Source organism: Nocardioides maradonensis (assembly GCF_054777115.1).
Map to the genome: position 1 here is coordinate 55,500 of NZ_BAAHAZ010000010.1, position 13,851 is coordinate 69,350.

A 13,851-nucleotide genomic window follows, 5' to 3' on the forward strand; every position below is an offset into this window, starting at 1 on the left:
CCCACAGAAGGAAGTTCCATGCATCACTCCCGCACCGCCGTCTCGCTCGCCGCGCTCAGCCTCTGCGCCCTCCCGCTCGCCGCCTGCGGCAGCGGCGGAGGCTCCGCCAACGATGCCTTCTCCCAGCACCTGTCCGACCGTGGCCCGATCACGTACGTCCAGGGCAAGGTCAACGACAATGCCACGCGCGGCATCATCGCGAAGTGGAACGCGATGCACCCCGACGAGAAGGTCACGCTGAAGGAGCAGACCGCGATCGCGGACCAGCAGCACGACGACATCGTGCGCAACCTCGATGCGAAGAACCCCGGCTACGACGTCGTCTCGGTCGACGTGGTCTGGACAGCTGAGTTCGCCGCCAAGGGCTACCTCCAGCCGCTGACGGGCCCGCTGGCCCTCGACACGAACGGCCTGCTCCCGGCAGCGGTCAAGGCCGGCCAGTACAACGGCACCCAGTACGCCGCACCGGCGACCAGCGACGGCGGCATGCTCTACTACCGCACCGACCTGGTGAAGAGCCCGCCGAAGACCTGGTCCGAGCTGTTCGCGGACTGCGGCATCGCGAAGAAGGCAGGCATCGACTGCTACGCCGGCCAGTTCAACAAGTACGAGGGCCTGACCGTCAACGCGACCGAGGCCATCAACAGCGCCGGCGCCTCGGTGGTCGGACCGGACGGGAAGACGCCGACGGTGGACAGCCCGGAGGCGATCAAGGGCCTCAGCGTGCTGGCCGACGCGTACAAGGACGGCGACATCCCGAAGGCGGCGATCACCTACTCCGAGGAGGAGGGGCGGCAGTCGTTCGAGTCCGGCCACCTCTTGTTCTTGCGGAACTGGCCCTACGTCTACAGCCTCGCCTCGGGTGACGCGAGCTCGAAGGTGAAGGGCAAGTTCGCGGTCGCACCGCTGCCCGGCTTCGACGGTCCGGGGGCCTCCACCCTGGGTGGTCACAACCTCGCCATCAGCGCCTACTCCGACCACAAGGCGACGGCCCTCGACTTCATCAAGTACATGGAGTCCGAGGAGGCCCAGACCGCGTTCATGGAGAAGGGTTCGCTCGCACCCGTGCGGGCCGACGTCTACACCAAGCCGGCGCTCGTCGCGAAGTACCCCTACCTGCCCACGCTGCTGACCTCGATCGAGCACGCCGTCCCGCGCCCGATCACGCCGTTCTACCCCGGCGTCACGCTCGCCATCCAGGACAACGCGTACGCAGCCATCACCGGCAGCAAGCCCGTGCCGCAGGCGGTCGCCGACATGTCCGCTGCGATCAAGGCAGCGTCGAGCCAGTGAGCGCCGACGCCGCGCCGACCTCGGACCGGAGGCGCTCCCTGCGCCGCCGGTCCGGGGCCCGGTCCCTGGACCCGCACGAGCGTCGCCGCGCGTTCCTGCTCATCTCGCCGGCCATGGCGGTGCTCGCCGTCGTCATCGGCTACCCCGTCTGCCGGGCCGTCTACATGTCGTTCCAGAACGACCCACACCTGGACTCCGCCGGCTTCTTCGTGCCGGGCGGCTTCGCCGGGTTCCAGAACTTCACCCACTGGCTGTTCCAGCGGTGCGGCGGCGCCTCGTGCCCGCCGGGCAACCCCGGCTCGGCCTTCTGGAACGTCGTCGGCATCACCATCTTCTTCACCGTCGTCTCAGTGGCGATCGAGCTGGTCCTCGGCTTCTGGTTCGCCACGATCATGAACGGCAGCTACCGCGGCCGCAGCCTGGTGCGCGCCGCCGTGCTCGTCCCCTGGGCCATCCCGACCGCAGTCACCGCCAAGCTCTGGTACTTCATCTTCAGCTACGAGGGCATCGCGAACCGGGTGCTGCACGCCCACGTCATCTGGTTCGGCGACGCGTGGGCAGCACGAACGGCGATCATCGTCTCCGACGTCTGGAAGACCACCCCGTTCATGGCGCTGCTGATCCTCGCCGGACTCCAGATGATCCCCTCGGACGTGTACGAGGCCGCGCGGGTGGACGGCGCCACGAGGTGGCAGCAGTTCTGGGCCATCACCGTGCCGCTGGCCCGGCCCGCGATCGTCGTCGCGCTCCTGTTCCGCACCCTCGACGTGCTCCGCATGTTCGACCTGCCCTACATCATGACCGGCGGTGGCACGGGGAGCGGGCACGCCACCACGACGCTGTCGATCCTGGTCGTCAACCAGGTCCGCAACGGCTTCAACAGCGCGGCCGCCCTGTCGACGCTGACCTTCGTCTTCATCTTCGTGGTGGCCTTCGTGTTCGTGAAGTTCCTCGGAGCGAACGCGACCGGAGCCGAGGAGGAGACCCGATGACCGCCACCCGGACGCGTCTGCGGAGCGTGCGCACCTACCTGGGCATCGCGCTCATCCTGGTGTGGGGGCTGGCGCCCTTCTACTGGATGATCGTCACCGCGTTCCGCGACGTGCAGTTCACCTTCAGCTCGACGCCCTGGCCGACGCACGTCACGTGGGACAACTTCCGCGCGGTGTTCGACACCAGCCAGAACCACTTCGGCCGCGCGCTGGCGAACAGCGTCCTCATCGGCGTCGCCACCACGAGCATCGGGCTGGTCGTCGGGGTCTTCACGGCGTACGCGCTGGCGCGCATGACCTTCCCCGGAAAGCGGTTGATCCTGACGATCATCCTGGCCGCGTCGATGTTCCCCGGGGTTGCCCTGGTCACGCCGCTCTTCCAGCTGTTCCGCAACATCGGCTGGTTCGGCAGCTACCAGGCGATGATCATCCCCGACATCTCCTTCGTCCTGCCGCTCACGATCTACACCCTGTCGGCCTTCTTCCGACAGATGCCGTGGGAGCTCGAGGAGGCCGCGCGGATCGACGGCGCGACCAAGCGTCAGGCCTTCACCAAGATCATGCTGCCGCTGGCGGCTCCCGGCGTCGTCACCACGGCGATCCTCGCGTTCATCGCGTCGTGGAACGAGTTCCTGATCGCGAGCCAGCTCAGCAACGACAAGACCGCACCGGTCACCGTCGCCATCGCCGGCTTCGCCGGGTCGACGCCCCACGTCGAGCCGTACGCCGCCGTCATGGCCGCCGGCACGGTCGTGACCATCCCCCTCATCCTCATGGTCCTCGCCTTCCAGCGGCGCATCGTCGACGGCCTCACGGCCGGCGGCGTCAAGGGCTGACCGCGACAACAAGCTAGGAGAACACACAGTGGCACGAGTGACTTTCGCCGGAACCCAACGGTGGTACGCCGGCACGGAGAAGCCGGCGGTGCCCGGCATCGACCTGGACATCGAGGACGGCGAGTTCATGGTCCTCGTCGGGCCGTCGGGGTGTGGCAAGTCCACCACCCTGCGCATGCTGGCCGGCCTCGAGGAGGTCGACGCGGGCACGATCCACATCGGCGAGCGGGACGTGACCGGGCTGGAGCCCAAGGAGCGCGACATCGCCATGGTGTTCCAGAGCTATGCGCTGTACCCGCACATGACCGTGGCGGACAACATGGGCTTCGCCCTGAAGATGGCGAAGGTGCCGACGGAGGAGCGGAACCGCCGGGTGCGCGAGGCCGCCGAGCTGCTGTCGCTGACCGACTACCTCGACCGCAAGCCCAAGTCGCTCTCCGGTGGCCAGCGGCAGCGGGTCGCCATGGGGCGAGCGATCGTCCGCAAGCCCCAGGTCTTCTGCATGGACGAGCCGCTCTCCAACCTGGACGCGAAGATGCGCGTGCAGACGCGCACCGACATCGCCCGGCTGCAGCGGGAGCTCGGCGTGACGACCGTCTACGTCACCCACGACCAGGTCGAGGCGATGACCATGGGCGATCGGGTCGCGGTCATGAAGGACGGCGTCATCCAGCAGGTCGACACCCCGCTGGCGCTCTACGACAAGCCGGCCAACCTCTTCGTCGCCGGGTTCATCGGCTCGCCGCAGATGAACCTGCTCACCGGTACCGCCACGGCCGGCGGGGTGCAGGTCGGTGACTTCGCCGTCCCGGTCGACCCGACCGCCGCGCGGGCCATGTCGGGTGAGGTGGTCGTCGGTGTCCGTCCGGAGAGCTGGCGCCTGGTCGGTCCGGGCGAGGGGCTCCCCGTCGTCGTGAACGTCATCGAGGAGCTGGGCGCCGACGCCTACGTCTACGGCACCTGCGAGGCGCAGGGGACCCCGCACGACGTGATCGTCCGGGTGCCCGGCCGGGACACCACGGCCAAGGGCGACCTCCTCCACGTCACCACCGACCCCGCAGCCGTCCACGTCTTTGACAAGGCCACCGGTGAGCGCCTCTCCGCCTGAGGCACTCGTCGTCGGCGAAGCGCTGATCGACCTGATCCGACGGCCGGACCGTCCGCCGGTCTCCTCCGTCGGTGGCAGCCCGTTGAACGTCGCGGTCGGGCTGAGCCGGCTCGACGTGCCGGTGCTCCTCCACAGCCACATCGGTGACGACGAGCACGCCGATCTCATCACCGACCACCTCGACGAGAACGAGGTCAGGCTCACCCCGTCGTCGATCACCGCCGGCCCGACGTCCACCGCCGTCGCGACCATCGGGAGCGACGGCGCGGCGACGTACGACTTCGACATCCGGTGGGCGGTCGGCGAGGCGCCATCGGGCACGCCGGCGCTCGTCCACACCGGCTCGATCGCGTCTGTCCTCGAACCGGGTGCCGGCCCGGTGCGAGACCTCCTCGACGCGCTCCGCCCCTGCGCCACGATCTCCTACGACCCCAACGTCCGTCCTCGGCTGATGGGCGACCGTGGGGCGGCGCGGGACAACGTGGAGTCCCTGGTACGCCGCGCCGATGTCGTGAAGGCGAGCGACGAGGACGTGCAGTGGCTCTTCCCCGGCTGCGCCCCCACGGCTGTCGCACGCCGCTGGTCGGGCATGGGACCCGCCCTGGTCGTCGTCACGTCGGGAGCCGGCGGTGCGTACGCCGTCGGCTCCACCGGCACCAGCGTCGACGTACCGGCCCTGCCCACCCGCGTGGTCGACACGATCGGGGCCGGGGACTCCTTCATGGCAGGACTCCTCGCCGCACTCTCCGACGCCGGGGTGCTGGGGCGTGACCGCGCCTGGGCCCTCCACTCGCTCACGGAGGAGGCGATCGCAGAGCTGGTGGGGTTCGCCGCGCGCTGTGCGGCCGTCACCGTCTCCCGGCCCGGGGCGGACCCGCCCAGGCGTGAGGCACTCGCGTCCCCATGAGGTTCGTGTTCAACCCTCCCGCCGACAGCGCGACCGACCTGCTCGACCTCCCGTGGTCGGTCCCGCTCGCGGAGTGGGACGTCCCCACGCTCGTCGAGGTGCCTACGGCCGGCATCCATCGCCACGTCGTCCGGTTCGTCGAGACCCCGGGCGGCACCTTCGTGCTCAAGGAGCTGCCCCTCGAGCTCGTGCTGCGCGAGTACAGCCTGTTGCGCGCCCTGGCCGCCGACAGCATCCCGGCGGTCGAGGCCGTCGGTGCCTGCGTGGACCGCGTCGGACAGGACTCCATCGTCATCACGCGTTTCCTGGCGTACTCGGCGACGTACCGCCGGCTGCTCAGCACGATCCAGGCCGGACCCCAGTTCGACTCCCTCATCGGCGCGATGGTCGAGCTCCTGGTGCGCCTGCACTTGGCCGGCTACATGTGGGGCGACTGCTCGCTGTCCAACACCCTCTTCAAGCTCGACGCGGGCGACCTGGAGGCCTACCTCGTCGACGCCGAGACGATGGAGCACCACGCCCACCTGACCGACGGCCAGCGTCAGCTCGACCTCGACAACGCCTACGAGCGCATCGGAGGCGAGCTGCTCGACCTCGAGTCGGGCGGGCTCCTCGACGACGCCATCGACCCCCTGGACACCGCGGACGCCGTCGTCGCGCGCTACCACGCGCTCTGGTGCGAGATCACCCGCGACGAGGTGATCGCCCGTGGCGAGCAGCGCTACCTGATCGGCGAGCGCGTACGACGGATCGAGGAGCTCGGCTTCGATGTCGACGAGGTGGAGCTGATGCCGGCCGACGACGGGTCGAAGCTCCGGCTCCGCACGCGGGTCGCCGATCCCGGTCGCTGGCAGCGACAGCTCCGCAGCCGCACCGGCCTGGTCGTACAGGACCGGCAGGCCCGCCGCCTCCTCGCCGACATCGCGAGCTTCCGCGCCTGGCTCGAGCAACGCACGGATCGACCGGTCTCCGAAGCGGAAGCAGCCTCGCAGTGGCTCGCCGAGTGCTATCAGCCCGTCGTGTCCGTCATCCCCGAGACCCTGCGCGACAAGCGCGACGAGCCGGAGGTCTTCCACGAGGTCCTGGAGCATCGCTGGTTCCTGTCGGAGCGTGCGGGTCGGGACGTGAGCACGTCCGAGGCGGCTCGCGACTACTTCGAGGTCGTCCTGCCCGGGTTGCCCGCTGGCGCCATCCGGCGCATCCCGAAGGAAGGGAGCAGGGAGACGTGACGCGACCTGGCAGGGTGGAGCACGTGCGCACCAGGATGATCTACGGCTGCATGGGACTCGGCCGCTGGGACGGGGCGACACCGGACGCGGCCGACCTGGCGCGGGCCGAGGCCGCCGTCGCGGCCGCCCTCGAGGCCGGCATCACGCGCTTCGACCACGCGGACATCTACGGGCACGGCACGGCGGAGACGCTGTTCGGCGAGGTGCTGCGGCGCTCACCGGACCTGCGGGACCGGATCTGGATCCAGAGCAAGTGCGGGATCCGCCTGGGCAGCCCCTCCCGGCCGCAGCTGTACGACCTGCGACCCGCCACCATCCGGGAACGGGTGCACGCCAGCCTGGAGCGGCTCGGCACCGACCGCCTGGACAGCCTGCTGCTGCACCGGCCCGACCCGCTCACCCCACCCGAGGCGATCGGCACCGCCCTGAACGAGCTGTACGACGAGGGCGTGGTGCTCGCCGTCGGCGTGTCCAACATGAGTGCGGCGCAGATCGGTGCCCTGCAGGCACACACGGCGCCTCCGCTCGTGGTGAACCAGCTGGAGATGGGCCTCCACCGACGCGCCTGGCTCGAGGGCGAGGTGCTGGTGAACACCCCGGCATCGGCCGAGGTGGGCTTCCCGCACGGCACGATCGAGTTTTGCCGCGCCCACGGCGTGGAGCTCCAGGCGTGGGGAGCCCTGGCCAACGGCCGCTTCAGCGGTCGCCCGACGGAGCAGGGCGACAAGGTCGTCGCGCAGGTCGTCCGTCGGCTCGCCGACGCCTACGGCACCTCGGCCGAGACCGTGCTGCTGTGGTGGCTGCAGCAGCACCCGGCCGGCATCGTGCCCGTGATCGGCACGACCGACCCTGGTCGCATCGCGGCGTGCCGAGACGCGGCGACGCAGCCGTCCCCCCTCACCCACGAGGAGTGGTACGAGCTCTGGGTCACGGCGCGCGGCGAACGGCTCCCCTGACGCGTCACCGGGCCGCCGCCAGCGCCTGGGCGGCGAGACGGACGTGGGTGTTGGCCGAGCCGTAGCCGTCGTACCCGCCGCGGCGCTCGAGGATCTCGATGCTGAACCCGCCCGGCACGTCGGCGAGGTAGGCATGCAGCAGCTCGCCCTCGCCGATGCGGTCGTAGAGGATGCCCGAGGCGCGCAGGTCCTCGACCGTGTCCTCGTCCAGGCCGAAGCGGGCGACGAGGTCGTCGTAGTAGTTCTCCGGTACGTCGAGCAGGGGTACGCCGGCGGCGCGGAGCCGGCGTACCTCGGAGCGGAGATCGCCGCATGCGAACGCGAGCTGGGTGATGCCGCTGCGGGCGGCCGAGCGCGCGTCGACGACGTTGACGACGACCCGCAGGTCGCCCTCGGCTGGCCGGAGGGCACGGCTGCGCAGCCGGCCGCGGGGATCCATGAACTCCTCGACCGCACCCGGCGCGAGGTCGAAGACCGTGCGGAAGAACGAGATCTCCTCGTTGAGGTGCCCGGCGTCGATGGCCACGTTGAGGTGGTCGAGGCCCAGCCAGGTGCCGGTCGGTGCTCCGGGCACGCGCTCGAAGTCGCCCTGCCAGTCGCCGCGGGAGCCGGCCGCGTCGCTGAGCAGGACCTCCAGCCCCGAGGGCGTGGTGATGCCGGGCAGGGGCGCCTCGTCGGCGGCGCGGGTGTGGCTGACCGGCGGCCACAGCAGCGCCGCGGCCCGGGCGGCGACACCCTCGACGGGTGCGGCGACCAGCCCGAGCGCGCTCGGGCACGGCTCGATCGCACCGCTCTCGTTGACCACGATGTTCGCCCCACCGTTGCGCCACCAGGTGACCCGCTTGGAGCGGTGGCGCCCCGCCCGCTCGAAGCCGAGCGCCTCCAGCAGCGCGGGGTAGGCGCTCCACCGTGGCGCGGCGAGCTCGACGAACGCGGCGTCCACGCGCTGGGGCGCGGGCGGCGCCACGGACACGAGCGAGCGGTCGGCGACCTGCAGGCGGCCCGCCACCCGGTCCTCCAGGTAGTGCAGCGAGCGCATCGCCTCCCGCGCCGTCTCGGCCGGGTCGGCCGCGCGCACGACGTCGCTGAACACCTCGAGCGACAGGGGTCCCCGGTAGCCCGCGTCGACCGCGGCCGCGACGACGCCTGCCACGTCGAGGGTGCCCTCCCCCGGGAAGCAGCGGTGGTGCCGGCTCCACTCGAGCACGTTCATGTCCATCAGCGGCGCGTCGGCGACCTGCACGAACCCGATCCGCTCCCCCGGTACGCCGGCGAGCGCCTCGCCGCCGTCGCCGCGCGCGAGCATGTGGAAGGTGTCGACGGCGAGCTTCACCGCGGGGTGGTCGGCACGGCGTACGGCGTCCCAGGAGTGGGCCAGCCGGAAGACGTGCCGCCCCCACGCCAGCGCCTCGAACGAGATGGTGACGCCGTGCTCCGCGGCGAGCTCGCCGAGCCGGTGCAGCTGCGCGGCACGCAGGTCGGCGTCGTCGATCGCGTCGGGACGCACGTTCGAGCAGACCAGCACGTCGGTCGCCCCGAGCTGGGCCATGACGTCGAGCTTGCGCCGGAAGCGCCGCAGCGCCTCGGCGAAGGCCGCAGCGGACAGGCCCTCCAGGTCGCGCACCGGCTGGAAGAGGTCGATGGTGAGCCCCAGGTCCGCGCAGCGCCGGGCGATCTCCGCCGGGCTGCTGGGCGAGGCGATCAGGTCGTTGTCGAAGATCTCGACGCCGTCGAAGCCGGCGGCCGCGATCGCGTCGAGCTTCTCGGTCAGCAGGCCGGACAGCGAGACGGTCGCGATCCCGTGACGCATCAGCGCGTCAGCTCCTCGAAGTGCGCGAGCATCCGCTCGGGGTCGGCGGGGCGCTGGGTGAACAGCTCGAACGCCCCCACGGCCTGGAAGACGGCCATTCCTCCGCCGGGCACCACCCGGCAGCCGCGCTCGCGCGCCGCCGCGACCAGGCGGGTCTCGAGGGGCCGGTACACGACGTCGGACACCCAGAGGTCCGGGCGCAGCAGCTCCTCGGGCACCGGGATGCCGTCGTGCCCGAACATCCCGATCGGCGTCGCGTTGACGACCCCCTGGGCCGTCGCCAGCGCGTCGGCCAGGTCGTCGGAGACGGAGAGCCGCTCGTCGCCGTACACCTTGCCGAGGCGTACGACGCACTCGTCACGCTTCTCCTCGTCGAGGTCGACCACGGTGACGTGGGCGGCGCCCTGCTCGAGGAGCGCGTAGCCGACGGCGGCTCCGGCACCGCCGGCACCGACCAGCACGACCCGGTCGTGGACCGCGTCGGGAAGGACCCGGCGGAACCCGCGACCCCAGCCCGACCAGTCGGTGTTGTGCCCGTGGCTGCGGCCGTCGCGGAAGACGACGGTGTTCACGGCGCCGAGGTCGACGGCGTCCGCGGAGACCTCGTCGAGCAGCGGCAGCACGACCTGCTTGAACGGGTGGGTGACGTTGAGCCCGGCGTAGCCGAGGCGCTGTGCGGTGGCGAGCAGGTCGGCGAGGCCGTCGGCGTCGAAGCCGATGACGGCCGCGTCCATCAGGTGGTAGTCGAGGTCGAGGCCGGCCGCGGCGCCCTCGCGGCGCTGCAGGGCCGGCGTCAGCGACGGGCCGATCCCCTCACCGACGAGGGCGAGGCGGAGGCGGGGCGGGGTGGGCATTCAGTTCTCCCGGTGGTGGAGCTCGATGGCGTGCTGGATCGCGAAGGCGTAGCCGGAGGGGCCGCAGCCGGCGATGACGGCGGTCGCGACGGGTCCGACGTACGACGTGCGCCGGAACTCCTCGCGTGCGTGGATGTTGGAGAGGTGGACCTCGACGACGGGCACCTCGAGCGTCGCGAGCGCGTCGTGCAGCGCGATCGAGGTGTGCGTGTAGGCACCCGCGTTCACCACCACCGCGCTCGCCGACCCGCGTGCCGCGTGGACGTGCTCGACGAGCTCGCCCTCGTGGTTCGTCTGGCGGAAGTCCAGCTCGAAGCCCGCCTCGTCGGTGGTACGCCGGCACAGGTCCTCGACGTCCGCGAGCGTCGCGTGCCCGTAGATGTCGGGCTGGCGCCGGCCGAGGAGGTTCAGGTTCGGGCCGTTGAGCACGGTGATGGTGGGCATCGTCAGCTCACCGTGACCTCGGACGCGGCCGGCTGCGCGGCGGCCGAGGTGCGCCGGCCGAGGCCGGCGGTGGCGACCCGGTGCGTGCCGGACGGACCGCTCAGGACGGCCAGTGCGGAGATCATGAGCGCGGCGACGGCGAAGAGGGCGACGCGGTACCAGTTCGCGGGGTCGCCGCCGAGCAGGCTGCCCGCGATCGTGGGCGTGAAGCCGGCCAGCGCGAAGCCGAACTGGGTGCCGATGGCCATCCCGGAGAGCCGCACCCGGGTCGGGAAGTACTCGGCGTACGTCGAGGGCCAGACGGCGTTGGGCATGCTGTAGACGACGCCGGCGAGCAGCACGCCGAGGACGAAGGTGAGCTCGCCGTTGCCCCGGCTGATCGCCCACAGGAACCCGGTGACGAGGACCGAGCTGCCGACCAGGCCGGTCAGGAACACGGGGCGTCGGCCGATCCGGTCGGAGAGCACGGCCCACAGCGGGATCGTGACCACGGCGACGACGTTGGCGACGATCGCCAGCCAGAGCATCAGGGTCTTGCTGATGCCGACCGCGTCGGAGGTCGCGAAGCTGAGGGCGAACACGGCGAAGGTCGTGTTGACGATGGCGACGAACGCCGCGAAGAAGACGCGCAGGACGCCGGCCCAGTGGTCACGGAACAGCTCGACGAGCGGCGCGGGGCGCGCGGTCGTGGCCTCGACCTCGGCCTCGAACTCGGGCGTCTCGTCGAGGCCGCGCCGGATGAGGAAGCCGACGGCCATGACGACGACGCTGAGCAGGAACGGGACCCGCCAGCCCCACGACAGCAGCTGGTCCTCGGGTAGCGCCGCGGCGAGCGGCAGGAACACGGCCGGCGCGATGACCTGACCGCCCTGGGTGCCGCTGAGCGTGAAGCTGGTGAAGAACCCGCGCCGGTCGTCGGGGGCGTGCTCGAAGGACATCGAGTTGGCGCCGGCCTGCTCGCCGGAGGCGGAGATGCCCTGGAGCAGCCGCAGCGCGACGAGGAGACCCGGCGCGAGCAGCCCGACCTGGTGGTACGTCGGGAGGCAGCCCACCAGGAAGGTCGACAGGCCCATCAGCAGCAGGGTGCCGATGAGGACCTTTTTGCGCCCGAGCCGGTCGCCGACGTGGCCCATGAAGAACGAGCCGATCGGGCGGGCGACGTACCCGACGCCGAAGGTCGCGAAGGAGGCGATCGTCGCGGCCGTCGGGTTGCCCTCCGGGAAGAAGATCTTCGGGAAGACGAGCGCGGCCGCGGTGCCGTAGATCGCGAAGTCGTAGTACTCGAGCGCGCTGCCGGTCCAGGCGGCGAGCGCTGCCCGCTTCGGCGTACGAGCCGGGGTGGTGGTGGTCATGCGATGAGCCCTTCAGTGATGGCGGTCACAACGAAAGTAGAAGCCCGTCAACACGGTGGCAATCGTTTGCCATTTGTTGCCATACTGCAGGGCATGGCTGCTCACGAACGTCGTCGACGGGCCACGATCACCGACGTGGCGAAGGCCGCCGGGGTGGCCACCTCGACCGTGTCGCGGTCGTTCACCAACCCCGGCCGCGTGAACGCGGCGACCCGGGAACACGTCCTCACCGTCGCCGCCGACCTCGGCTACGAGCCGAACCCGATGGCACGCGCGCTCGAGTCGGGCCGCACGAACACCTTCGCCCTGCTGGTCCCCGACATCACCAACCCGTTCTTCGCCGGCGTCATCAAGGGCGCCGAGCGCGCCGCCGCGGCGAGCGGGCGGACCCTGGTCCTCGGCGACACCGAGGAGAACCCCGCCGTCGAGGAGCAGCTCATCCGGCGCCTCGGCGGAGCGGTCGACGGATTCGTCCTCGCGGCGTCCCGGCTGCGCGACGAGGAGCTGCAGGCCGTCGCCCGCACCAACCCCGTCGCGCTGGTCAACCGCGCGACCCAGGGGCTCCCCTGCGTCGTCGCCGACTACCGCAACGGCACCCGCCAGATCATCGACCACCTGACCTCGCTCGGCCACTCCTCGCTGGTGTTCCTCGCGGGTCCTCCCGAGTCGTGGTCCGGCGCCCGCCGGTGGGCCGGTCTGCAGGCCGCGGCCAAGCAGGCAGGGCTCGCCGCGCGCCGCCTCGGGCCCTATCCCCCGACGCTGGCGGGTGGGCCTGCGGCTGCGGACGCAGCGATCGCGGCGCGCGCGTCGGCGATCGTGTGCCACAACGACATGCTCGCGATCGGGGTGCTGCGGCGACTGGCGGAGCGCGGGCTCGCGGTGCCCGAGGACGTCAGCGTGGTCGGCTTCGACGACATCTTCGGGTCCGACCTGATCAGCCCGGCGCTCACGACGCTGGCCGAGCAGCGTGAGGAGGCCGGACGGCGCGCCGTCGAGCTGCTCGCCCGATCGGCGTACGAGCGGGTGGTGCCGGACGCAGCGCTGCTGCTCCCGACCCACCTCGTCATCCGCGCGTCGACGGGTACGCCGCGCCAGAGCACGTGAGGAACGCGAGCGATCGCACGCCCTGGCGACGAGCCAGGTGACCCGTCCCCCGCGACCGACCCCGGTGCGCGGGGGTGCTCGCGGCTCGCGCCAACCGCTGACGTCGTGGACGTGGCTGGCGCTCTGCGCAGTGTCAGATCGCCGGCCACCGCCGGATCGCGCCGGCCACAGCAGGCTCGAGCCGAGACAGGCGCTCCACCACCTGCTCGGGGGTCAGCTCCGGGTGGCCGAGAAGCTGGTGGAAGCTGCGGAGGGAGGACGTGCCGACGGCGTCCCACAGCTGTCCGGCGAGGTGGATGAGTCGGAACTCGTACCAGACGTAGTTGGTGACACCGGCCATCTCGATGCTCGGACCCATCAGCTCGAGGTCCGTCACCCGCCAGACCTCGTACCCGGCATCGAGGGTGGCCGCAGCCATCGCGGCCAGAAGGGTCAGCTGGTCCGGCTCGTGGCTGGCGAGGTAGCCGTGCATCCCGAGGTTGGCGAACAGCTCCGCGAGCCAGAGCGAGGGGAACTCCGAGCCCCCGGTGACCGGGTCGATCTCGTGGCAGAGGTGCGTCGCCTCGTGGGTGACGAGCAGGTCGGCGATGCCGGTGAACTCGGGCGGGTCACCGAAGGTTCGGGCGAGGCGAGCCGACGCGACCTCGGTCAGGTGGGGCCGGAGGGTCTCGACGTACTCCTGCCACCAGGCTGCGGGGGTGGTCGAGGTGCCGATCTTGCCGGGCAGCGAGAACGGCACGCCGTAGACGGGGATCTCGCAGACGCGGGGCCAGTCCCGCTCGTCGGCGACGACGAGGTCGAGGTGAGGGGTCTTGTCGGTGACGTGGCCGAGCCACGCCAGTGCGCGTGCAGCGCGGGAGGCGATGGAGCGGCCGCGCTCCTCGCTGCCAGGGCTGACGAAGACGGGGAACGGGAAGCCCGTGAGGGCGCTCAGGGTGGGGTAGGCAGTAGCGGTCATGCCTACTG

13 protein-coding genes are annotated in these 13,851 nt (G+C 71.3%); 8 read left to right on the forward strand and 5 right to left on the reverse strand.

The window, feature by feature from the left end:
- Positions 1-18 precede the first annotated feature (18 nt).
- Genes ACYVAQ_RS13415 through ACYVAQ_RS13445 form a run of 7 tightly spaced genes read left to right on the forward strand, consistent with a single transcriptional unit; the run spans position 19 to position 7,321 of the window.
- Positions 19-1,293, forward strand: a complete 1,275-nt coding sequence (locus ACYVAQ_RS13415; RefSeq protein ID WP_460790327.1) for an ABC transporter substrate-binding protein — start codon at positions 19-21, stop codon at positions 1,291-1,293.
- A complete protein-coding gene (locus ACYVAQ_RS13420) occupies positions 1,290-2,285 on the forward strand; it encodes a carbohydrate ABC transporter permease (protein WP_460790328.1) in 996 nt (331 codons plus the stop codon). Before ACYVAQ_RS13415 ends, ACYVAQ_RS13420 begins: the two co-directional genes overlap by 4 nt.
- Complete coding sequence (locus ACYVAQ_RS13425) at positions 2,282-3,121, forward strand: carbohydrate ABC transporter permease (protein ID WP_460790330.1); 840 nt, start codon at positions 2,282-2,284, stop codon at positions 3,119-3,121. Before ACYVAQ_RS13420 ends, ACYVAQ_RS13425 begins: the two co-directional genes overlap by 4 nt.
- A 28-nt stretch (positions 3,122-3,149) precedes the next feature.
- Positions 3,150-4,229 carry an ABC transporter ATP-binding protein gene (locus ACYVAQ_RS13430; RefSeq protein ID WP_460790332.1) on the forward strand — a complete coding sequence of 360 codons (1,080 nt, stop codon included), beginning with the start codon at positions 3,150-3,152 and terminating at the stop codon, positions 4,227-4,229.
- Complete coding sequence (locus ACYVAQ_RS13435; RefSeq protein WP_460790333.1) at positions 4,210-5,136, forward strand: carbohydrate kinase family protein; 927 nt, start codon at positions 4,210-4,212, stop codon at positions 5,134-5,136. The genes ACYVAQ_RS13430 and ACYVAQ_RS13435 overlap by 20 nt, the downstream gene beginning before the upstream one ends.
- Positions 5,133-6,365, forward strand: a complete 1,233-nt coding sequence (locus ACYVAQ_RS13440) for a DUF4032 domain-containing protein (protein WP_460790335.1) — start codon at positions 5,133-5,135, stop codon at positions 6,363-6,365. The genes ACYVAQ_RS13435 and ACYVAQ_RS13440 overlap by 4 nt, the downstream gene beginning before the upstream one ends.
- A 23-nt stretch (positions 6,366-6,388) precedes the next feature.
- On the forward strand, positions 6,389-7,321 hold the full coding sequence (locus ACYVAQ_RS13445; RefSeq protein ID WP_460790338.1) for an aldo/keto reductase: 933 nt from the start codon (positions 6,389-6,391) through the stop codon (positions 7,319-7,321).
- Positions 7,322-7,325: 4 nt separating this feature from the next.
- Here the strand turns inward: ACYVAQ_RS13445 and ACYVAQ_RS13450 are convergent, their stop codons facing one another.
- Genes ACYVAQ_RS13450 through ACYVAQ_RS13465 form a run of 4 tightly spaced genes read right to left on the reverse strand, consistent with a single transcriptional unit; the run spans position 7,326 to position 11,781 of the window.
- Positions 7,326-9,131 (reverse strand): TIM barrel protein, encoded by a 1,806-nt coding sequence (locus ACYVAQ_RS13450; RefSeq protein ID WP_460790340.1) that lies wholly within the window; start codon positions 9,129-9,131, stop codon positions 7,326-7,328.
- The gene (locus ACYVAQ_RS13455) at positions 9,131-9,985 is read right to left on the reverse strand and encodes a shikimate dehydrogenase (RefSeq protein WP_460790342.1); all 855 of its coding nucleotides are present in this window, start codon (positions 9,983-9,985) and stop codon (positions 9,131-9,133) included. Before ACYVAQ_RS13455 ends, ACYVAQ_RS13450 begins: the two co-directional genes overlap by 1 nt.
- Positions 9,986-10,429 (reverse strand): type II 3-dehydroquinate dehydratase, encoded by a 444-nt coding sequence (gene aroQ, locus ACYVAQ_RS13460; protein ID WP_460790345.1) that lies wholly within the window; start codon positions 10,427-10,429, stop codon positions 9,986-9,988.
- Between the two features lie 2 nt (positions 10,430-10,431).
- A complete protein-coding gene (locus ACYVAQ_RS13465) occupies positions 10,432-11,781 on the reverse strand; it encodes an MFS transporter (RefSeq protein ID WP_460790348.1) in 1,350 nt (449 codons plus the stop codon).
- A gap of 93 nt (positions 11,782-11,874) precedes the next feature.
- Here ACYVAQ_RS13465 and ACYVAQ_RS13470 point away from each other — a divergent pair, with 93 nt between their 5' ends.
- Complete coding sequence (locus ACYVAQ_RS13470; protein ID WP_460790350.1) at positions 11,875-12,885, forward strand: LacI family DNA-binding transcriptional regulator; 1,011 nt, start codon at positions 11,875-11,877, stop codon at positions 12,883-12,885.
- Positions 12,886-13,018: 133 nt separating this feature from the next.
- On the opposite strand, the gene ACYVAQ_RS13475 is transcribed toward ACYVAQ_RS13470, so the two are convergent.
- Positions 13,019-13,843: a hypothetical protein gene (locus ACYVAQ_RS13475; protein ID WP_460790352.1), complete on the reverse strand. Its 825-nt coding sequence runs from the start codon at positions 13,841-13,843 to the stop codon at positions 13,019-13,021.
- Between the last annotated feature and the right edge of the window lie 8 nt (positions 13,844-13,851).